Genomic DNA, 21760 nt, shown 5'->3' with positions numbered 1-21760 from the left:
TCAGCGCACTACCGCCACAGGCGTGAAGAGGTCGATGGTTGTCCCGTCTCCTCGCTGCCCGGACCTGTTGCTCCCCCAGGCCCACACCGTGCCGTCCCGATGTAACGCCAGGGAGTGGTACATGCCGGCCGATACGACGGCTACGTCACTCATTCCGCTCACGCGCACGGGCGAGGAGCGCTGGGTGGTCGTTCCATCGCCCAGTTGCCCGGACTTGTTGCTTCCCCAAGCCCAGACTGTTCCGTCCTTTCGTATCGCCAATGAGTGAAACTGGCCGGCGGAGATAGCGGCCACGCCGCTCAACCCCTTCACTTGCACAGGCGTGGGGCGGGAGGTGGTCGTCCCGTCCCCCAATTGACCTGACCCATTTCTCCCCCAGGCCCACACCGCGCCGTCATTGCGCACCGCCAATGAGTGGACCTGTCCGGCTGAGACAGTGGCGATGCCACTCAACCCCGTCACCTGCACGGGAGTGGAGCGGTTGGTGTTGGTTCCATCCCCCAGTTGTGCGGACTCGTTATTTCCCCAGGCCCACACCGTGCCGTCATTGCGCACCGCCAGCGAATGGTGTGAGCCAGCCGAGACAGCGATCACGCCACTCAACCCCGTCACCTGCACGGGCGTGGATTGGTTGGTGTTGGTCCCATCTCCCAATTGCCCGGACTTGTTGCTCCCCCAGGCCCAGACCGTACCGTCATCGCGCACCGCCAACGAGTGGTTGGCGCCTGCTGAGACAGAGATCACTTTGCTCAACCCAGTCACTTGCACAGGAGTTGAACGGTTGGCGTTGGTCCCATCGCCCAGTTGTCCGGTCCAGTTGTTTCCCCAGGCCCACGCCGTGCCGTCATTTCTCACTGCCAGCGAGTGGTTGTCACCTGCTGCAACCGTAGTCACACCACGCAAGATGCTTACCGCTCCAGGTCTGGAGTGGTCGGTGGTCGTTCCATCCCCCAATTGCCCGTGGCTGTTGCTCCCCCAGGCAAACACCGAACCGTCCGGCCACACGTACAGGGAGTGCCGGTCTCCCGCCGCTTGGAGTCGGTCACCTGTTGTTTGTTCGATGCACGGGAGGGCGAAAACGGTGAAGTTCATCGAGACGGAGAGACCCTGGGCGTTGGTCACCGTCGCCTTCACGGTCGGTGTGAACTCTTTGGGAACACAACCTTGAGCCTTCCACATGACCTCGCTCGTGGTCGCGGTACTCGCAGGTGTCTCCAATGTGCCGGTGTTGGCTTCCCAGGAAAAGCGAAGCTCGCTGTCCTGTGCATCCCGTGCAGTGATGCGGAGGGGGAGCGCTCCTTGCCTCATGTCGGAGGGCTTCGGCTTGTGGGCCTCCACGATCTCCGGTGGGCGTGGCACGACTGGCTTGCGCGGAGCAGGCCGTTGCGGCTCGGGTTCCTGCTTTGCGGGGGGCGGTGCCGGCTTCTGTTTCACCTGCCGACGTAGCTTCTCGAACAGCTGCTCTACCTTGGGGGACACCTGCACGGGCAGCTTCGCCTCGGGCTTCAAGTAGAGAGCCGCCGTGAACGCGGCGCTGGCCTTGCTGGTCTTGCCCATGTCGGCGAGGACGACCCCCTCATAGAGGGTGAGGGCCACGTCGTCCTCGATGCCACGGGTCAGGCGTTTGGCGCTGGCGACCTGCTCCAGCGCTCGCTCGTACTCAAGGCTCTCGTAGAGGCGGTTGATGGAGGAGAGGTAGGTCTGCACCTCCGCGGAGACCTGGCCGCGTGCCACCCGCGGATGGCGCAGGGTGATGGCCAGGAGGCCCACCACCACTCGGGCGGACCAGGGGCTCGCGGAACGCATGGGCTCTCCTCTCAGGACGTATGGAGTCCCCGGGTGGAGGGGGTCCGATATGTTCATGGATGTAGGTGGAATATCACGGATGCCATGTGTCAGGCGTCTGGCGCTGACGAGCTGTACCCACGCCGCTTCAAGGGCTCACCGGGACGGGCGTGGCGCGTTGGGTGGTGGTCCCATCCCCCAATTGTCCGGTCGCATTCCTTCCCCAGGCCCACAGGGTGCCGTCCGCGTGCATCGCCAGCGAGTGGTTCCTTCCGGCCGAGATGGCCACCACGTCGCTCAACCCACTCACCCGGACAGGCGTGGAGCGTTGGGGCTCGGCGGTGCCATCCCCCAACTGATTGAGCGTATTGCTGCCCCAGGCCCACACCGTGCCGTCATGGCGCAGGGCCAGCGAGTGGAGATAGCCCGCCGAGATGGCCACCACGCCGCTCAACCCGCTCACCTGGACGGGCGTGGAGCGTTGGAGGGTGCTCCCATCGCCCAACGCTCCGCTTTCGTTGTACCCCCAGGCCCACACGGTGCCGTCGCCGCGCAGCGCCAGCGAGTGCTGGCCACCGGCCGAGACCGCCACCACCCCGCTCAAGCCGCTCACCTTCGAGGGGGTGGTGCGGTGGGTGAGCGTTCCATCCCCGACCTGCCCCGAGGTGTTGTGCCCCCAGGCCCAGACGGTGCCATCGCTGCTCATCGCCAGCGCGTGCTGATCTCCGGCCGAGGCCATCACCGCATCGCTCACGTCGCTCACCGGCATGGGCGTGGAGCGATGGGTGGCCGTCCCATCCCCCAACTCCCCTTCGGCGTTGTATCCCCAGGCCCACACGAGGCCGTCACGGCGCATCGCCAGCGAGAAATTGCCGCCCGCCGAGACGGCCACCACCGTGCTCGGGCCGCTCACCTGCACGGGCGCGGCACGGTGAGCGGTCGTTCCATCCCCCAACTGTCCGTACCAGTTGGCACCCCAACTCCACACGGAGCCGTCGGTGCCCAACGCGATGGCATGTTGTGCGTTGTTTCCGGCCGAGATGACCATGAGCTCGCTCAATCCGCTCACCTGGAGGGGCGTAGCGCTGTGTGTATTCGTTCCAGTCCCCAACTGTCCGAACTCGTTGTTTCCCCAGGCCCAGGGCGTGCCGTCCGAGCGCAGGCTCATCGAGTAGGCGTTTCCCGCGGACAGGGTCACGCACGGCGTGGTGGTGACGACGAACCTCTTCGACGCGGAACGGCGCAGGGCATTGGTGACGGACGCCGTCACCTCGGACACCCTTCCGTGCGGCATGCAGGTGGGCGCCCTCCAGACGATTTCGCTCGTGTTCGCGGTGTGGACCGGCGTTTCCACCCTTCCGGCGTGGGGGGTCCAGGAGAACTCGAGCGGGCCGTTGCCCGCGTCCCTCACGGTGATGCGCAGGGTGATGGAGCCCTCGCTCAGGGCGGATGGGGCGGACTGGTAGAACTCGATGAGCTCCGGCGCTCCCGCCTCCCCCTCGCCTGTGGGGCCATCGCCGCCCGTGGGCGGGTTCTGCCCGGTGCCCGCGCCCCCGGGGCAGCGCTCCGGATGGTGCTGGCAGAAGAGGGTGCCCTCCTGCTCGAAGTCGATGCAGCCGGCGCCACCGAGCAGCACGGCCGCGAACGCCGCGAATCCCACCCTCCAGGTCCTCATGGCCACCTCCCGGACACGAAGGCCGACGTCCCGTCCGTGCCCACGCTCAGCGCCATGGGCGCCTCGGGCGCTCCGAGCACGTAGAATCCCGCCGCGAGCCCCAATCCCACCACGCCCGCGCCGATGAGCCCGGCGCCCACGTTCTGGAACGTCTTTCCCCGCGACATGCTCCGCCGCGCTTCCTCGTAGGAGGTGAGGCTCGGGTCCCCGTTGCGCAGCCGCGCCTGCTCGTTCCGGGCGAGCCCATGGGACACGCCGCCCACCGCGAGCAGCACACTGCCCGCGACCGCGGGGATGAGCGCGCGGGAGCGCAGGCCCTGCTGTCCGGTGGTGTTCACCGTGGGGGCGTGCGGGGCGGGGGTTTCCTGCCGCGGACTCTCCGCGGTGGGCGGTGGCTGCGTGTCGGGCCGCGGGCTCACGGGCGCGTGCTCCGTGAGGCCGGAGGCCAGCGTCTGCTTCACCTGCGCGCGCAGGCTCTTGAACCGCCGCGCCACCTTGGGCGACACCCGCACCGGCAGCTTTGCCTCCGGGTTCAGGAAGAGGGCCGCCTTGAAGGCGGCGCTGGCCGCGTCGTTCTGCCCCATGTCGGCGAGGATGAGGCCCTCGTAGAGCGAGAGCGCCACATCCTCTTCCGCGCTGCGGGTCAGGCGTCTGGCACTGGAGAGCTGCTCCAACGCCCGCTCGTACTCGAGGCTCTCGTAGAGGCTTCGGACAGAGGTGAGGTAGGTCCGCACCTCCGGGGACACCTGGGCGCGTGCCCCCCACGGCATGAGCAGGAGCACGGCCAGGAGGCCCGTCACCACTCTGGCGGCTTCAGGACAAAGGCTCGCAGGACGCATGGGCTTCCCTGTCGAATGGGGGCCCTACGTTCATTCCAGCGTCACGCAAAAGCATTCACGCGAAGCGGACTTCCTCGCGGCACTGGTCAGTCCGTCTTCCGGAGTGTCGGAAACACGGCGCCGCCCGTGCTCTTGGTGTTGACCAGCGTCCAAGCGAGCCAACCCGGGACCTCCGATACCCTCACCCCGTCCCTCTCCCGGAGGGAGAGGGGAAATTGGGGGAGACTGGACGCACAGTGGGCGAGCGCGACGGCTCAGCCCGGCTGGCAGACCTGGCGGAGGATGTCGAGCGACTCCAGCGCCTTGCCCGCGCCCATCACCACCGCGGACAGCGGATCCTCCGCGAGGAACACCGGCAGACCCGTCTCCTCGCGCAGCAGCGTGTCCAGGTTCTTCAAGAGCGCGCCACCACCGGCCAGCACGATGCCGCGGTCGGCGATGTCTCCGGCCAGCTCCGGCGGCGTGCGCTCCAGCGTCAGCTTCACCGCCTCGACGATGCCGTTCACCGGCTCGCTCAGCGCGTCGCGCACCTCGTCGCTGCTCACCGTCAGCGTGCGCGGCACGCCCGCCACCAGGTCTCGGCCCTTGATCTCCATGGTCATGACCTCCTCGGTGGGGTACGCCGTTCCAATGCCCATCTTGATGAGCTCGGCCGTGCGCTCGCCGATGAGCAGGTTGTACTTGCGCTTGACGTACTGGATGATCGCCTCGTCCAGCTTGTCGCCGCCGATGCGCACGCTCTTGGCGAACACGATGCCGGCGAGGCTGATGACCGCGACGTCGGACGTGCCACCGCCGATGTCGACAATCATGTTGCCGCTGGGCTCGGTGACGGGCAGCCCGGCGCCGATGGCCGCGGCCATGGGCTGCTCGATGAGGTAGACCTCGCGGGCACCGGCGTTGGCGGCGGCCTCGCGCACGGCGCGGCGCTCCACCTCGGTGATGCCCGAGGGGATGCCGATGACGATGCGCGGGCTGACGAGCGACTTGCGGTTGTGCGCCGTCTGGATGAAGTAGCGGAGCATCGCCGCGGTGATCTCGAAGTCGGCGATGACGCCGTCCTTCATCGGGCGGATGGCCACGATGTTGCCCGGCGTGCGGCCGAGCATCTCCTTGGCCTCCTTGCCCACGGCGAGCACCTTCTTGCCGCCGCGCGCGTCCTGTTGGACGGCCACCACGGAGGGCTCGTTGGAGACGATGCCCTGTCCGCGGATGTAGATGAGCGTGTTGGCCGTGCCCAGGTCGATGGCGAGGTCACGCGAAAAGAGAGTGTGGAGCCAGTCGAACATACGGGGGCGGAAACTTTCAAAGGTGCGGCGTCATTTCCAACACCGACAGTGAGTGCGCGGCAACCTACTACGCACGACCCGCAGCAGGAAGAAAAGCCAACTGTCAAGTGCAGGGCCCGGCCGGAGGGCGTCCGGCCCACGGGGCCCCCTGTCCTTCCCCTCCGCTCCCCCCTCTTCCCTCTGGGGAGGGGTCCGGCGTAGGGGGTTTTCCCCATCCGGGGGCTCGCTTCCCTGCCTCCTCTCAATGGGGCGTATAGCGCTCGCTCTCTCCGGCCAGGAGGTAGGTGTCCGCCGCTTCCCCGGCCTCCTGCTCGGTGGAGACCGGGGCCAGGTGGTGCGGCTCGGCCACGGCGCCATTTTCCACGGCATGGCGGTATTCGGGCGTCTGGCGCAGGGCCTCGCTGGTGACGCGCAGGAAGGCCTCGCGCACGGGCTCGAAGAGCAGGCCGGCCACGTACCAGAAGGGGGCATAGTCCAGGCGGATGAGCCCCTTCACGCTCCACCCCTTGTTCTCGTAGTCCCAGGGGCAGCGGCCGAGCGCCTTGCGCAGCAGCCAGCCCGTGGTGAACTCGGCGCCGAAGATGACGACGGTGTAGGCGAGCGCGCGCACGGGCCGGGGCAAAAAGCGCAGCCGGTCATGGAGGAACTCCATCCCCAGCGCGGTGGCCCCGTAGATGGGGTGCATCCACAGGTACGTCTTCGCCGTCCCGTGTGTGTCCCGCTCCACCAGGGCCGCGCCCATGCCGGTGAAGCACACCTCCATCACCCAGCCAGCACATCCGTAGAGGAGGAATCGCGGTAGCACGCCCCGAAGCTAGGGACCGGCCCTCCGAAGAGCACCTGGAAGCAGGGGGGCGGGGGAGCGGCCGATGAAGGGGGCGGGGCAGCCCCGGAGGACGGCCCGCGGGTGTTGGCCGTTGGACACCTTCAGCGCTTGAGGGCGTACTTGCCGATGGCGTAGAGGGCGCGGACGCCGTCCTTCCAGCCAATCTTCTTGCCCTCCTCGTAGGTGCGCCCGTGGTAGCTGATGGGCACCTCGAAGACGCGCCAGCCGCCGCGGGCCACCTTGGCGGTGATCTCCGGCTCGATGCCGAAGCGGTCCTCCTCGATGTTCACCGAGCGGATGACCTCGGCCCGGAAGGCCTTGTAGCAGGTCTCCATGTCGGTGAGGTTCAGGTTGCTCGTCATGTTGGAGAGCATGGTGAGCAGCTGGTTCATCACCGAGTGCCAGAAGTAGAGGACGCGCCGGGGCGTGCCGGTGAAGCGGCTGCCGAAGACGACGTCCGCGTCGCCGTCGATGATGGGCTGGAGGACGCGGGGAATCTCGCGCGGGTCGTACTCGAGGTCCGCGTCCTGGACGATGACGATGTCCCCGGCGGACTCGGAGAAGCCGCGGCGCAGGGCGGCGCCCTTGCCCTGGTTCTTCTCCTGGAAGAGGACGCGCACGTCGTTGCGGTTCCGCGGGGTGCCGCCGATGACGGACAGGCCCTCGGTGGCCAGACGCTGGAGCAGCTCGCGGCTTCCGTCGCGCGAGCAGTCGTCCACGATGACGAGCTCCTTGGGAAAGTCCACCGCGGTGACGCGGCGGAGCAGTTCGGCGAGGGTGGAGATCTCGTTGTAGACAGGGATGACGACCGAGACGAGCATGGCGGAGCGGGCTCTACCCGATTTCCGCCCCCCGCGCGACTCTTCGGTGGGGGGCTAGAAGCGCAGGTGGGCCAGCACCGCGCTCTCGCCCGCCGGGGTGGAGGAGCCCCAGGCGGGCACCTCGGCCACTGGGAGGGGCGCGCCCAGGGGGACGCCCGCGCTGTCCCGGGTATGCCAGCCCGTGACGAGGACGCCGTCCCGCACGGGGAACACCCCCTCGAGGAGCACGTTCTCGCCGCCCCCGTCCACCGCCGGGTCCCACGGCCCGCGCAGCAGCGAGGAGTAGCGCAGCGCCTTCAGGTCGGGCTCGAAGACGCGGACGAAATGGTTCCACGCGGACCTGCCCTGCGAGGGCTTGTACATCTTCATGTAGGCGTTGGAGGTGGTGACGGTGCGGCGGCCGAGCGCGGCGAGGTAGACGGCGCCGCGGGCATCCACCTCGAGCGCGGAGACGCGGGTGGTGTTGAGGTCCGGCCACCCGGCGTTGTGGCTGCCCCAGCCGTCGTGGAGGGGCTCGGCGTAGGGTGTGCCGAGCGTGGCCCCATCGCTGTACTCGGCCACCCAGGAGGCGGCGGCCAGGGTGCCATCGGCCTGGGCCAGCTTGGCCAGCCAGGAGATGTGGATGTTGCCGCTGGTGCCGGTGAACTGGTGGTGGAAGGACGTGGCGCCGGGGTGGGAGGCCACCTTGTTGCCGCTCCAGAAGTTGATGACGTTGTTGCCGTGGGCGCGGGCGAGCACCACCAGCCGGTTGGCCGCGTAGTCGATGGCCACGTGGTCCACGTACTGGTCCGGCGAGGACGTCTTCACGAGGGCGCCGTTGTTCTCGAGCTGCTCGTGGTAGAGGCGGCTCCACCAGCGCAGGCGGCCGCCGGGCTCCATGGCGACGACGGCGGGCTCGAAGTCCGGGTTGCCGTCGGGCAGCCTGGACTGGGTGGAGTAGCCGAAGTAGAGGTGGTTGTTGCGCCGGTCGATGGCAATGGAGCCCACGCGCTGGGTGGGCTTGTCGCTGAGGCGGTAGCCCGTGTAGCCGGGGCCGGTGCCGGAGCAGGAGGCGGCGGTGCAGGGGCCGGTGAAGTAGTAGTCGTCGGGGAAGCGGCCCTTGCGGTCGGTGCGGCCATTGCCGTCGGGCAGCCGCACGTCGAAGTCCGCCTGGGTGGTGGAGCGCAGGCTGCCCTTGCGGCCGGCCTTCATGACGATGGCGCTGCGCACCAGGGGCTCGCCGCCGGTGTAGTCGGCGGCGAGGCCGTCGAACTCGGCGCCCGCGGCCGTCCAGTGGGCGGTCCACTCGGGCACCAGGTCCTGCTTGCCGTCGGCGGTGAGGCGCTCGAGGGCGGCCCACTTGAAGTCGTACTCGGCGCCGAGCGCGTAGACGACCTTGCCGTCTCCGCCCACGTCCCAGGGCTGGAGGTGCTTGTACTCGGACTCGCCGGTGTAGCCGGAGGCCTGGCGGGGCGGGCACTTCACGTCATACGTCCAGCGCACGGCCGTGGGCGGGGCGGTGACGAAGTTGTGGTCGAGCCGCGCGATGAAGTAGCCCTCCTGCTGCACGTCGGCCGGGACGTCTCGGATGCCCGAGAGGTAGAGGTCCCCGGTGGGCTGGCCGGGCGCGCCGGTGGCGCGCAGCCGTTGGATGTTGCGCACGGAGCCCTGGGGGAAGTGGACGACGCGCAGGATGGAGCGCAGGTCCGCGCTCAGGTGGAGGATGAAGCCGATGTTGGCACCGGAGACGGACTGGATGGTGGCCGCGGACAGCTGCGTGCGCGGGACGCCCGGGGGCACCCAGTCCAGGGAGGTGGCGCCCCCGGCGACGAGCACGGTGCCATCGGAGAGCACCAGGGCGGATTCGAAGCGCTCGAGGCCGTCGTTGCCGGCGTAGGTGACGACGGTTCGGTCCGTGCCGCCGATGACTCCGCCATCCAGCGGCGGCGGCTCCGAGCCCCCATCCGGATTCGTGCCGCTGGTGCCGCCATCCGGGCGTTCGCCGCCGGGAGTCCCGGAGTCGGCGCCATTGCCAGGGTTGGCGGGGGGGCCGTCACCACAGGCGACGACGAGGACGAGCAGGGGAACGGCGGCCCAGAGGCGGATGCGCATGAGGGGAGACCTCCACTTCGCGAGCGCCCCTGGCTAATCACGGAGTGTGAAGTACGCCACGAAATGCGTGTGACATCCCGGGCATTCGCGCGCTGAAGGGCCTCACTCCGCCCAGGAGAGGAACTCCACCATGCGCACGAAGCGCCGGTCGGTGCTCACGGCCGCCACCACGAAGCCGGCCGACTCGCCCGGGCCGCCCCGGCCCATGCTGCGCCAGCCCGACACGTAGAGCCGGTTGCTGTTGCGCGAAATCTGCGTGATGTACGCCACCGCCCCGTCCACCTCGTCCGCGTTCGGCGTGCCCTCCGTGTTGTTCTGCAGCTGGGCGATCAGCTCGCGCGGGGTGATGGGCTCGAAGAAGTACCCATAGTCGTAGGAGCTGCCGAAGGCCATCCCGTACGTCTCGCTCAGCGTCACCTGGTTGGCCACGCCCATGCCGTTGGGGATGTAGCCCTCCTTGATGCGCGCGCCGCTCAGCGCCCCGCTGGCGCCGAACAGCTCGGCCGGCGTGCCCGCCACCGCGTTCATTCCCAGCGGCGCGCCGAACTCCGCCGCGTCGTTCAACTCGTGGAAGTCGGTGAGCTGCTTCTTCGCCGGACCCGTCAGGCCCGTGAGGAAGGTGGCATCGCTCACCTTCGTGGCCAGGTACGCGCGCTCCGTGGTGTCCACCCCACCGAAGGCCGCGAGCGCATCCACCATCTCCTGCCGGGTGACCGTCGCGCCGCTCGGGCTGGTGGTGGCACGTGCGGCCGCCATCTTCGACTCGAAGGCGGGGATGCTCGTGGCGCTGTCCTGCGCCAGGGCGGCCGGAGCGGCCAGCAGCACCAGACCGCCAAGGAGGGACTTCAGAGAGGAGCTGGACTTCATCGGGGATGCCTCGCGAAGTAGGCCGGGAGGGCCTGTGGGGGGGACTTCGTCGATGCTCCTACTATTTTCTACGAAGTCAGGTCCAGCATAAAAATCCGGTTTGCCTGTTATTCGCGGATTTGTCACCTGGGGCTCAGAGGGCGCGGCGCAGGGCGTCGAGGAGGGCGTCGAGGTCCGCGTCGGTGGTGAGCGGGTTGATGACGGTGATGCGCAGCCACACGCGCCCGCCGAGCGTCGTCTGCACCAGGTAGAAGTCGCCGCGGGTGATGAGGGACTCGCGCAGGCGCACCTGGAGCGCGTCGAGCTCCGAGGCGGGGACGCCCTGGGGCGTGTGGCGGAAGCAGACGATGTTGCAGTCGGGGGGGACGGCCAGCTCGAAGTCGTCCGAGGACTGGAGGCGCTGGGCGAAGCGGCGGGACAGGTCGAAGGTGTCGGTGACGGCGTCCGCGAAGAGCCGGGTGCCCAGGGTGTGGAGGCAGGTGTACAGCTTGAGGGCCATCATCTCCTTGGTGCACTCGAGGGTGCGCAGGGCCACGTCGCTCCAGCGGCGCGTGTCCTGGCCGGTGAAGAGGTAGGAGGCCTCCTGGGCGAAGGCCTCGAAGGAGCGGTGGCCCTCGCGGAAGAGCACGGCGGTGATGAGCGCCGGCATCATCATCATCTTGTGCGCGTCCCACACCACCGAGTCGGCGCGTTCGATGCCCTTCACCTGGTGGCGGTAGCGGGGGCTGAGCGCGGCCGAGGCGCCGTGGGCCCCATCCACGTGGAACCACAGGCCGTGCTTCGCGCAGAAGTCGGCCACGGCCTCGAGGGGATCGAAGGCGCCGGTGGCGGTGGAGCCGGCGCTGGCCACCACGGCGATGGGGCGGCGGCCGGCACGCCTGGCGGCGGCGAGCGTCTCCTCGAGGGCCTCGGGGCGCAGCCGGTAGTGCGCATCCACGGGGATGGGGGTGACGCCCTCGGCGCCCCAGCCCATCATCCGCACGGAGCGGGTGACGCAGTAGTGGGTGGACTCGGGGACGAGCACGGTGAGGGGCGGCCCGGCGGTGGGGCCTCCGTTCCATGCATCGAAGCCGGCCTTGGCCTGGCGCGCGGCGAGCAGGGCGGTGAGGTTGCCGGCGGAGCCGCCCGAGGTGAGCACGCCACCGGAGCCCTCGGGCAGGCCGAGCACCCCGGCCATCCAGCGCAGCACGTTGTGCTCCATGGCGGTGGAGACGGGCCCCATCTCGTAGACGGCCATGCCGTTGTTGAGGAGCGAGGAGACGAAGTCGCTCAGGGCGGCGAGGGGCAGGGGCGCGGACACCTGGTGGCCCACGTAGTGCGGGTGGTGCAGGTGGTGCGATTGCTCGATGACGCGGGCGAGCAGGGCGGAGGCGTCGCCAGTGGGCTCCTCGGGGAAGTCCGCGGGGAAGTGCTCGACGTGGGTGGCGGGCGGGGCCCAGGGGAGCACGGGGCCCTCGCGGCGGGTGGTGCGGGCGAGGTGGTCGGCGAGCTGGTCCACCAGTTGGTGTCCGAGGCGGCGGAAGTGCTCGGGGTCGTAGGCGGCGGCGAGGTTCGGACGGTGGGGAGCCATGAACGGAATTATGCAGGGGAGCGGACAGGGCAGCGGGGGTGCGGCTTGCAAGCTGCTCGTGGGCCGTTATTTCAGTGAATACACCCCATGTATTGGAGGCCCACCATGGCATCCCGTATCACCATCACGTTTTGCAGCGCTTGAGGCTACAGGCCTCGGGCCGCCCGTGCGGCGGCCGCACTGAAGCAGGAGCTGAACCTGGACGCGGAGCTGAAGGTGGGCCCCTCCGGTAGTTTCATCGTGGAAGTGGATGGCAAACCCGTGGTGAAGAAGGAGTCGGTCGCCTTCCCCACCGAGAAGGAGATCGTCGAGGCGGTCTCCAAGGTGGTGGGCGGGCCCCAAGCGGGCTCCTGAGCCACGGGCAGGCGGCCGGGGGCTCGGCACCCGGCGCCGTTCTCCCCGGAGGGTGAACCGGGCCTCACCTTCAGCACGTGGAGGTGAGGCCATGGCCGTGGAGTGGTTGGAGTCCCCTTTCCAGAGGAAGTCCATCCAGCACTGGATGAAGGTCCTGGACCTGAACGGGAAGGTGCTGGGGCGGGTGGACTGCGTCGGGCAGACGGTGCTGTTCGTGCGCAAGCGCTTCTCGCGCAAGCTGTGGGCGGTGCCCCTGGCGCGGGTGGAGCGGGTCTCGGGCAGGGGCGTGCACGTGGCGGGACGGGAGCGCGAGGTGCTGGAGCCCGAGGCGGGGCGGAAGCACACGGAGCTCGTCACGGCCACCTATCCCCTGGCGGAACCGCCGGCCACGACGCTGGAGGCCGCGCGGCACGTGCACGCATGAGGATGATGCGCCGCGTGGCGTTTCGTGCTTGAAGGAGCGGCCATGTCCCCCATCGAGAATCTGTCGCACAGGGTGTCCGCGGCCTTCGCGGACCGGACGAAGCTGAAGGAAGCCGACTACGCCGCGGCGGTGCGCGAGACGCTGGCGCTGCTGGACTCGGGTGCGGTGCGCGTCGCCGAGAAGGGGCCCGAGGGCTGGAAGGTGAACGCCTGGGTGAAGGAGGCCATCCTCCTGTTCTTCGCCCTCTCCGAGATGAAGGTGATGGAGGTGGAGCCCTTCGAGTTCTTCGACAAGATTCCGTTGAAGAAGGGGCTGGAGGCGGCGGGCGTGCGGGTGGTGCCGCCGGGCGTGGTGCGCTACGGGGCCTTCGTGGAGCGCGGCGCGGTGGTGATGCCCGGCTACGTGAACATCGGAGCGCGGGTGGGCGCGGGGACGATGGTGGACACATGGGCCACGGTGGGCAGCTGCGCCCAGGTGGGCCGCGACGTGCACCTGTCCGGTGGCGTGGGACTCGGTGGGGTGCTCGAGCCACCCACCGCCTCGCCGGTCATCATCGAGGACAGGGCCTTCATCGGCAGCCGCTGCATCGTGGTGGAGGGCGTGGTGGTGGAGGAGGAGGCGGTGCTCGGCGCCAACGTGGTGCTGACGGCCTCCACGCCCATCATCGACGTCACCGGCCCCGAGGAGAAGGTCTACAAGGGCCGCGTGCCGGCGCGCAGCGTGGTGATTCCGGGCATGAAGGAGAAGCAGTTCCCCGCTGGCCGCTACATGACGCCCTGCGCGCTCATCATCGGGCAGCGCAAGGAGAGCACCGACAAGAAGACGAGCCTCAACGCGGCGCTGCGCGACTTCGCCGTGCCGGTGTAGGCCTCGCGCATGGATTCCTTCACCTGGCGCTCGGAGAGTGGCGAGCCCGCACCGTCGCGGCTCTCCCCCGTCGATGACCGGCTCACCGCGGATGCCGCCCTGAAGCGCGTCCGCCGGGGCGAGCACCTGCTCTACACCGGCGACTTCCACAACGCGAAGCAGCTGCTCGGCGCCATGGGCCGCCGCCTTCCTCCGCCGCGTGCGGCGCGCTCGCCCCTGGAGGCCTTCCGCTCCGAGCGCCGCGCGCGTCAGCTGGAGCACGAGACGCTCTCGCGCATCGTCGTGGCGCTCGACCGCTCCTACCGCCTGGAGCTGAAGCGCGCGCCCGACGTCTCCGAGGCCTGCCGCCAGGTGTGGGGCGAGCCCGACGCGGACAGGACGGTGGTTTCCCTCAAGACGCTGCTCGGCATGCTCGGGGCCGCGGAGTGGCGGCGCAAGGGCCTGGACGTGCCCGGGCTCCAGGGCAAGCTCCATCCCCACTACGGCGTCTACCTGCCCACGCGCACCGACTACGTCGAGCTGCTCCTGCATGTCTCCGACGTGCGCGGCAAGAAGGTGTTCGACGTGGGCACGGGCACCGGCGTGCTCTCGTTCCTGCTCCTCCAGCGCGGCGCGGCCTCGGTGACCGCGACGGATATCGACTCGCGCGCGGTGGCCTGTGCCCGGGAGAACGCCGAGCGGCTGGGCCTGTCCAAGCGCTTCGAGGTCATCGAGGGGGACCTCTTTCCTCCCGGCAAGGCGGACCTCATCGTGAGCAATCCGCCGTGGATTCCCGAGCCTCCGAAGAATCGCGTGGACCGCGCGGTGTTCGACGAGGAGAACCGCTTCCTGCGCGGCTTCCTGGAAGGCCTGGCCCCACACCTCAACCCCGGGGGCGAGGGGCTGCTGCTGCTCTCCGACCTCGCGGTGCTGCTCGAGCTGCGTGCCGCGGACTGGCTCGAGCAGGAGCTCGCGCGGTGCGGGCTCGCCGTGAAGTGGAAGCGCTCTGCCGCCGCGCGCCACTCGAAGGCGAAGGACAAGTCCGATCCGCTCCACGCGGCGCGCTCCCGCGAGGTCACCACCCTCTACGGGCTCGTTCCCGCTCCGAAGGCCACGTCATGAGCGACCTCGCCACGCGCCTCGCGCAATCCACCCTGGCCCTGTGCCGCATCCCGAGTCCCATTGGCGAGGAGCGCGCGCTCGCCGACCACGTGGAGCGCTGGGCCCACGCGCACTTCCCGCGGCGCGAGGTGTTCCGGCTGGGGCACTCGCTGGTGCTGGGGAGCCTCGTGGACTCGAGGCCCACGGTGGCGCTGGTGGGGCACCTGGACACGGTGCCCGCGCACCCGAACGACCGGGAGCCGCGAATCGAAGGGGAGCGCATCTTCGGCCTGGGCTCCTCGGACATGAAGGGCGGGCTGGCGGTGATGATGGCGCTGGCGGAGGACCTGCCGCGCGCCGAGCTGCCGGTGAACCTGGTGGTGGTGCTCTACGAGCGGGAGGAGGGCCCGTACCTGGAGAGCGGACTGGGGCCGCTGTTCGAGACGCGTCCGGAGCTGAAGCGGGTGAAGTTCGGCATCGCGATGGAGCCGACGGACGGGGTGGTGCAGGTGGGGTGCGTGGGGAGCCTGCACGTGACGCTGCGCTTCAAGGGGCGCAGCGCGCACTCGGCGAGGCCGTGGCAGGGGGAGAACGCCATCCACAAGGCGGGGCCGCTGCTGGCGCGGCTGTTGGAGTTGCCGAGGCGCGAGGTGATGTACGGCGAGTTCGCCTTCTACGAGGTGATGAACATCACGAAGGCCTCGGGAGGGCGGGCGCGCAACGTGATACCGGAGGCGTTCGAGCTGAACCTGAACTACCGCTTCGCGCCGGGGAAGACGGTGGAGCGGGCGCAGCAGGACGTGCGGGAGCTGGTGGGGGACGCGGCGGAGGTGGAGTTCACGGACCTGGCGCCGAGCGGCCGGGTGTGCTCGGACAATCCGCTGTTCCAGCAGTTGATGACGCTGACGGGACTGCCGGCGGCATCGAAGCAGGCGTGGACGGACGTGGCGCGCTTCTCCGAGTTCGGCGTGGACGCGGTGAACTTCGGGCCGGGCGAGACGGCGCAGGCGCACCAGGCGAACGAGTGCGCGCCGATCCCCGCGCTGTCCGTGGCCTACGAGAAGCTGGCCACGTTCCTGAAGCAGGCGCGCTGAGCCGGTGCCCGCCGTGGCCACGCGCCCATGAATCTGGCGCGTCCCGGGCCGTCCAATCATTCAGCCCCGGTATCAAAATCCAATGATTCCGGGCGTTTGTGGACAAGCTTCGAGGGCCCGTGCCATCGTCATCCACCCACGGGCTGTCACCCAGGACCATTGAAGATGCAAACGCTTCTGATCTCCCTGCTGCTGGCGACGGCTGCCGCCGACACCGCAGCGCAACGGGTCTATGTCCTTGGCTCCTCCATCAACCTCCGAAAGGAGCCTTCCGCGGAAGCGGAGAGCCTGGAGAAGCTCCAGATCGGCACGGAGTGCCGTGTCGCCGAGACGCTCGAGGGCCAGTGGCTGAAGGTCCTCTGTGGCGAGAAGGAGGGCTACGCATCCGCGTCCCTGCTGGGACCGGAGAAGCCCTCGGCCGAGAAGCTCAAGGCCGAGGCGAAGGACACGAAGCTCCCGCTCAAGCAGCGGGAGGACAGCGCGTTGCGCGCCGCGACCCTCTCCCCGGAGGACGCCGAGCTGCAGAAGCTGCTGGGCAACCTCTTCTTCGAGCGCAACCTCGAGCTGGCCGCTGGCATCAAGAAGCCGACGATGCGGAGGACGTTCAAGCACACGTGCTTCAAGCAGAGCGACAGCGCCTGCATCAGAGACGCCACGGGGGCCGTGGTGAAGGACGTGAAGGTCCGGGCCGAGACGAAGGGGAACCTGTTCGTGGTGGCCGTTGGAAACGCGGAGCGCGTGGTCGTCTATCGGGGCAGATACAAGATCAACAAGATGAACGAGCTGACGGGAGAGGCGCTCGAACAGACCGGTTTCGCCACGAGCCCGGTGCTGGAGAAGTCGCTCTTCTTTGGCCTCCAGCCGCGCCGTTCCGGCCAGTGGGATCTGGCCCTTGGGCAATTTGCTTTGGATGATGCCTCCTCCTCCCTGTTGGACGTGCTTCCCAGGGAGTGGGCCGTGTTGGAGCAGAGCGCAGCGGGATCAGGCCTTTGGAAGGCACAGTGGGATGACTGCTTGAAGAGGCCCTATCTGTTGAAGTTCGATCCCGATATTCACGGCCGATGGCTCTTGATCATCGAGAACGTGGGGATGGATGCGGGTATCAAATCGCGCTGGATATCCGCCGTGGCAAAACGTGGAAACGAGCTCGAGTTGACGCTCGAAGAGGATGCCGTCGGCTCGACGCGCGAGGTGTTCAAGCTGCCTGAAGGTCGAGGCGACATCGCGTATCTGGGAAATAAGGCATACTCCTTCAAGCTCAACAGATACGCCGAAGTTCACCACCGTTGCATTCAGGGCGGTCCATAAAGACTTCAATGACCTGGGGGGGTCATGAGCCAGAACAGCAGATATTGGCCAGACTGGAAGTACGAGCTGCCGGACAAGCTGCTTGCCTCGATGGATGAGTACCACATCCTCAAGGTTCCGCTCCTCGGACAGCACTATCCTTCAGGTCCGCCGGACTGGTGTGGGCGAACGGCGTGCTCCATGGCGTTCAACTACTACCAGCTCGTGCAGGGGGGTGATTTCGAGTCGAAATTCATCACGCACTGGAACGGCGGGCAGCAGGGGCACTTCGTGGACCTCCGCTTTCCGGGCGGTCAACGGGCCTTCCACAAGAAGCCAACGGAGGGGCCTTACGGTATCAACCTGGATGGGTATTGGGTTTCAGATCCCTCCTACAACAAGGGTGATGTCTCGGAAGTCACGGCTCCAGACGAGACCCGTTTCAGGAAGATGGAGTTCAGCGCATCTCACCTGCTGGGCTTCTCCTCCAGCGTGGTGCTGCGCCACGACCTGGCCAATCGGAAGCAGTTGGCCGCTCAGATCGCCAACACGCCTTCCCTCATCGAGTCGAGCCTCGCGACCATCCTCGAGGCCGTCTCCTCCAACAACCCGGTCATCTTCTACTCCGGGTTTTCCATGCGCCGCGACGCGCCGATCCACCTCATCCTCATCATCGGCTATGCCTACCTGAAGGATGAGACGGGCCGGCACCTCTGGCTCGCGGTGGCGGATCCCGCCACCCATGAGTCGAAGATCCAGTCGGGCATGTTCCTCGTCCCATCGCCCAAGAAGCCGCACGATCTGGATGCGCTCTCCCAGCTCAGTGGAAAGCACGACATGATTCGTGTGATCCCCGGGAATTGGAACGAGGCCAAGGCCTCGTTGGTGCTGCTCCGGGCCCGGAAGCTCTTCGAGGAGAACACCATCAGCAGCGTCCGTGATGACCTGTACATGGATTACAACGGGTCCAACAAAGGCGGGGCCTTCATCTATTCACACCGCCCGACGCCGGCTCCTCCTGAGTGCATCTTCACCAACGTCTCGCGTTCCGTCGCCTACCCCATGGACGGCCAGAAGGAGCGCTACCGCCCCGTCAACTGCTACGCCATGACGGAGGAGGCGGCGAAGGGTCTCTTTCCCCTGGGAAGTCAGCGCAATCTCCATTCGGGTGTCCACCTGGAGCTGGCTCTCCACAGGGAGGTGCGCTGTCTCGCGCCGGGTTACATTGTCGCCGTCCGGCTGGCGAACGCCCTTCCCGAGTCCAAACTGGCACTGGCCGCAGTGAATGCCGCCGCGAAAGCGAACGAGGTCGTCCAGGCGGCGAAGAAGGGGCTCGAAGCGAACGAGCTGTCCAGGGAGTTCGCGGGCAATCACAACTCCTTCATCCTGGTCCGCCACGACGTCGAGGAGTTCATCCCGAAGAAGCCGCAGGAGCAGACGCAGCAGGCTCAGAAGCAGGAACCCAAGCGCTTCACCTTCTACAGTCTCTACATGCACCTGGTTCCCCCGGACTGGACGAAGGCGGGGACGTACCAGGATGTGGCCTGGCTCAAGGTGCTCGCGCGCCGCGATGGCTCCCTGTCCGTACTCGATCCACGTCACGAGGCCTTCCAGCAGGTCCGGTGGCTCCAGGGCGCCCTGGAGGGTGCTGACCCCAAGGAGGAGATCATCCTGAAGAAGGGGGGCTCCTTCTCCGCGATGGGCTCGGAGCTCTCCACGCCCCAGACCTTCCAGCTCGGCGACGAGAACGGGGACGTCATCCGCGCTGTCTTCAAGCAGCCGGATCGCGACCTGTCCGAGCTTCACCAGTCGCTCATCGCGGGAGAGGTCGTCACCCTGTGCCATCCCTCCCTCAAGGTCCGGGCGGGTGAGCTGCTCGGCTATCTCGATGACAAGAGCGAGGCGGTGGGCCAGGGCTTCCTGCACTGGGAGGTCCTCGCGCCCAGTGAGCCGGGCCAGCTCGAGCAGTTCCTCCAGTTCGCGGAGGAGAAGCTCGGGCTGTCGAGCGGCGGCAAGCCCTTCTTCCAGTTCTTCGAGGAGAAGGAGCAGAACAACTACTTCGATCCTCCCGCCGCGCAGACCGGCTCCGAGCGCACGGGCGAGCTCGAGTCCCTGCTGAAGCTCGCGCCCGTGTTGGAGCAGCTGGGCGACGAGGAGAAGAAGCTGCTCGCCGGCTTTCAGGACACCTACAACCAGGGGCTGCTCCGGAGGCTCCTGGGGTCCTCCCGGGCGCTGCCGTTCTATGCGCCCCGGTCCGAGGACAAGCCCGCGGAGGAGAAGGTTCTCGGCTATCCCGTCGACGTCCTCCTGGAGAACTACAAGAACTGCCTGCCCGCGGGGTCCTACAAGCTCCGGTTCACCTTCGACCCTCCGTCCCTCGAGCCGGTGGAGGTGGACTACGACGGACGGAAGACCCGCCTCCGCATCACCGTGCCCGCCAGGGCGAGGAAGATCTTCGTGCAGCCCGTGACGCCGGGCAGCCTCTTCCTGCAGTCCGGAAGCGCTCCGGGCAAGGACGAGCGCCTGACGAAGGATGTCGAGCACTTCAAGGCCTTGACCTCCGTCCGCTGGCGCAACGTCGTCCTGCGGCACCTCAACGAGTGGAACCCCGACAACATCGTGAAGCAGGTGCTGGAGCACCTGAAGGTCCGCAAGCGGTTGGAGCTCGGCTCGGACGTGCTGCAAGCCACGGACGAGAAGGGCGCGAAGGAGATCATCCGGAAGTACGCGGAGGCTGTCGGCTGGTGGGCGAACAAGGAGAAGCCGGTGTTGGGCCCCCAGGGGAACGAGAAGCCCCTGTTCGCCGACAACCCGGATGGCGAGCAGCTCCCCAGGAACACCCTGCTCGACAACCCGCACCCGGTCACCTTCGCCTGGCTGCTGCTGCTCCTGATCCGGCACAACTTCATCCAGTTCGCGGATGTGCCGCTCTGGCATTCGGAGGAGCTGAAGAAGCTCGTCGCGGTGGGGTGGTTGCCGGCGCGTGAGCAGATGGAGACCCGGCGCGTGGGCGAGCTCCTCCACGCCGGCGCGGTGCAGCGGGGCTACGGCAAGGACACGGTGGAGCTGCACGTCTCGTCCTCGAGCGCCTCGGACTGGCGGCTGACCCTCGCCTCGGGGGCGTTCAACGAGGGCGTGTTCGCGCAGCCCGTGGAGGTGCCCGGCTGGGGCGAGTGGCGCCTGGATGAGCCTGGCGCGAAGGCGCTCGGCGAGTTGAAGATTCAGGGGCTCGAGCCCGTTCTTCTGAATGCCTCCAGGCCCTCACAGGACGGCTCGCAACCCCTGGTGCTCGACGCGGCGTTGGTCAGTGGCAAGGATGGAACCTTCTCCTGGCGGATCGCGTTCCGCGCCCACTGTCCGAGGCTCCTTCGTGGCTGGATCCTCCTGCGCACGTGGAAGGGCCGGGTGACGGGCGAGCTTCCGAAGGATGCCTCTGTCTTCGAGACCGCTGGGATGGCGATTCCCGTCGTCGCGCGAGAGGACACGGCCCTCAAGGAGGAGGCCGGCTTCGCGGTCGTCGATGGCTTCCTCAAGCAGGGCACCGTCAAGAACGTCAGCACCTATGTCACGCAGCACTTCACGTACAAGGAGTTCCTCGACGCGGCCAGGGGTCAGAAGCCCGCTGCGGGCTCCGAGCCCCTGATTGCCTGGGAGCTGGTCGAGGCGGTGGAGCGCATCCGGAGCGGGTATGCGGCACGCCAGGCGGTGAACCTGGTCGGGCTGTCCGAGGATGGGCTCTCCCTCCAGCTTCGGGCCGCCAACCCGGAGAAGCTGCGCGAGGCCGTGGACAGCGCGAAAGCGGACGGTTGGATCGAGGATTGGGAGGCAGCGGGAAAGGGCGAGCTCCGCATCCGGGTGAAGGCGCCGAAGGAGAGTCGCCACCCCGGCGAGCTCGTGGTCGAGTTCGACGCGAACGAGGTCTTCACCGAGCTGCGCAAGGAGTTCACCCATGAGGAGTTGATGGCCGTGCAGTTCGGCTGCTTCTTCCCGAATGGAGGAAGCGCGCAGGATGGACGGCTCCTCCCGTCGGACACGCTCGGCAAGAGGTGTGAGCGGGTGACGGTGGAGGCCCTGAAGGAGCTGGCCCGGGGTGGTTACCTGGAGCAGTGGTCCACCGGCGTTTCGGAGGTGTTGCACAGCCCCATGTTCGGAGAGCCGGTGGTCCAACTCACCAGCAAGGGCGCCCAGGTCTGCGTGCCGCTGCTCGGGGGGGACGTGAACTTCTGGAAGGCGGCCCAGCCGAGCATCAGCTTCGGGCATGAGGAGTTCGACAAGAAAGCGAAGTCGGACGTCCTGCCCAATCCCTTGCGTGTGGTGCGAGCGTTGAACTTCAGCGACAAGAACCTGAAGGGCAAGCAGCTCGCCATCTCGGCCTTCGTCAAGAAGAAGGACGTGCCCCTGAAGACCGAGCGCATCGATGTCCAGCCCTCGAAGGAAATCGGATACGACATGGAGCCGGGTGCTCAGCTCCAGGCGCAGCCGGCGTTGTACGATCCCTTCGTCCTGACGGTCTCGCTCTCGACGAACGCGGTCCCCGCGAGCAGGGGATTCAAGCTGGAGCTGACCACGTCCTCGGGGACGCCCCTGAAGCTCCCGGCGGACTGCATCGCCTACGAGCTGCGGCGCAAGGGGGGCGGCGGTGTGACGGACTCGAAGGGCGTCTTCCGCGCCAAGGTGGACGTGAGTGACGTCGCCGCGGCGCTCGAGGGCGACAAGACGTACAAGCTCCGTGTCGTGCCCGTGGAGAAGGCGGACGAGGCTCTGGCTTGCGAGGAGGAACTCACCATTCCCGAGCCTCTCGAGCAGAAGGAGCCGCAGGAGGTGCTGGGTGATTTCCCCGGCATGTGGCCGGACGGCCGGGGCGTGTTCATGACGAGCGGGAGGGCCTGAC

At 67.9% G+C, this 21760-nt stretch carries 15 protein-coding genes and 1 pseudogene; 7 read left to right on the top strand and 9 right to left on the bottom strand.

Going from position 1 to position 21760, the window contains the following annotated elements:
* From VFZ09_RS42020 to VFZ09_RS41980, 9 genes are all read right to left on the bottom strand, one after another.
* Window positions 1-1806: a hypothetical protein gene (locus VFZ09_RS42020; RefSeq protein WP_329733433.1), complete on the bottom strand. Its 1806-nt coding sequence runs from the start codon at window positions 1804-1806 to the stop codon at window positions 1-3.
* Between the two features lie 127 nt (window positions 1807-1933).
* Entirely contained in the window at window positions 1934-3460 is a 1527-nt protein-coding gene (locus VFZ09_RS42015; protein ID WP_329733432.1) for an RCC1 repeat-containing protein, read from the bottom strand.
* Entirely contained in the window at window positions 3457-4263 is an 807-nt protein-coding gene (locus tag VFZ09_RS42010; RefSeq protein ID WP_329733431.1) for a hypothetical protein, read from the bottom strand. The genes VFZ09_RS42015 and VFZ09_RS42010 overlap by 4 nt, the downstream gene beginning before the upstream one ends.
* A 290-nt stretch (window positions 4264-4553) precedes the next feature.
* On the bottom strand, window positions 4554-5588 hold the full coding sequence (locus VFZ09_RS42005) for a rod shape-determining protein (RefSeq protein WP_043412497.1): 1035 nt from the start codon (window positions 5586-5588) through the stop codon (window positions 4554-4556).
* Window positions 5589-5829: 241 nt separating this feature from the next.
* Window positions 5830-6393 carry a putative ABC transporter permease gene (locus tag VFZ09_RS42000; protein ID WP_329733430.1) on the bottom strand — a complete coding sequence of 188 codons (564 nt, stop codon included), beginning with the start codon at window positions 6391-6393 and terminating at the stop codon, window positions 5830-5832.
* A 122-nt stretch (window positions 6394-6515) separates the two neighbouring features.
* Window positions 6516-7235, bottom strand: coding sequence for a glycosyltransferase family 2 protein (locus tag VFZ09_RS41995; RefSeq protein WP_329733429.1), 720 nt, complete (start codon window positions 7233-7235; stop codon window positions 6516-6518).
* 54 nt (window positions 7236-7289) lie between these two features.
* On the bottom strand, window positions 7290-9326 hold the full coding sequence (locus VFZ09_RS41990; protein ID WP_329733428.1) for a hypothetical protein: 2037 nt from the start codon (window positions 9324-9326) through the stop codon (window positions 7290-7292).
* Between the two features lie 102 nt (window positions 9327-9428).
* Complete coding sequence (locus VFZ09_RS41985) at window positions 9429-10193, bottom strand: hypothetical protein (RefSeq protein ID WP_329733427.1); 765 nt, start codon at window positions 10191-10193, stop codon at window positions 9429-9431.
* Window positions 10194-10326: 133 nt separating this feature from the next.
* On the bottom strand, window positions 10327-11763 hold the full coding sequence (locus VFZ09_RS41980) for a pyridoxal phosphate-dependent decarboxylase family protein (protein WP_329733426.1): 1437 nt from the start codon (window positions 11761-11763) through the stop codon (window positions 10327-10329).
* Between the two features lie 156 nt (window positions 11764-11919).
* On the opposite strand from VFZ09_RS41980, the pseudogene VFZ09_RS41975 reads away from it, so the two are divergent.
* From VFZ09_RS41975 to VFZ09_RS41945, 7 genes and pseudogenes are all read left to right on the top strand, one after another.
* Window positions 11920-12117: pseudogene (locus VFZ09_RS41975) on the top strand (selenocysteine-containing); the annotation flags it as partial.
* A 91-nt stretch (window positions 12118-12208) separates the two neighbouring features.
* Entirely contained in the window at window positions 12209-12541 is a 333-nt protein-coding gene (locus VFZ09_RS41970) for a PRC-barrel domain containing protein (RefSeq protein WP_329733425.1), read from the top strand.
* 42 nt (window positions 12542-12583) lie between these two features.
* A complete protein-coding gene (locus VFZ09_RS41965) occupies window positions 12584-13408 on the top strand; it encodes a 2,3,4,5-tetrahydropyridine-2,6-dicarboxylate N-succinyltransferase (protein WP_329733424.1) in 825 nt (274 codons plus the stop codon).
* Between the two features lie 9 nt (window positions 13409-13417).
* A complete protein-coding gene (locus VFZ09_RS41960) occupies window positions 13418-14509 on the top strand; it encodes a class I SAM-dependent methyltransferase (protein WP_329733423.1) in 1092 nt (363 codons plus the stop codon).
* Complete coding sequence (gene dapE, locus VFZ09_RS41955; RefSeq protein WP_329733422.1) at window positions 14506-15582, top strand: succinyl-diaminopimelate desuccinylase; 1077 nt, start codon at window positions 14506-14508, stop codon at window positions 15580-15582. Before VFZ09_RS41960 ends, dapE begins: the two co-directional genes overlap by 4 nt.
* A 165-nt stretch (window positions 15583-15747) precedes the next feature.
* Window positions 15748-16890 (top strand): SH3 domain-containing protein, encoded by a 1143-nt coding sequence (locus VFZ09_RS41950; RefSeq protein WP_329733421.1) that lies wholly within the window; start codon window positions 15748-15750, stop codon window positions 16888-16890.
* Between the two features lie 24 nt (window positions 16891-16914).
* Window positions 16915-21759 (top strand): hypothetical protein, encoded by a 4845-nt coding sequence (locus VFZ09_RS41945; RefSeq protein WP_329733420.1) that lies wholly within the window; start codon window positions 16915-16917, stop codon window positions 21757-21759.
* Window position 21760 lies beyond the last annotated feature (1 nt).

This window comes from Archangium sp., from assembly GCF_036277355.1.
Taxonomy (GTDB): domain Bacteria; phylum Myxococcota; class Myxococcia; order Myxococcales; family Myxococcaceae; genus Archangium.
Note: the sequence above shows the minus strand (reverse complement) of the source record. Positions and strands in the feature narration are given on the sequence as shown.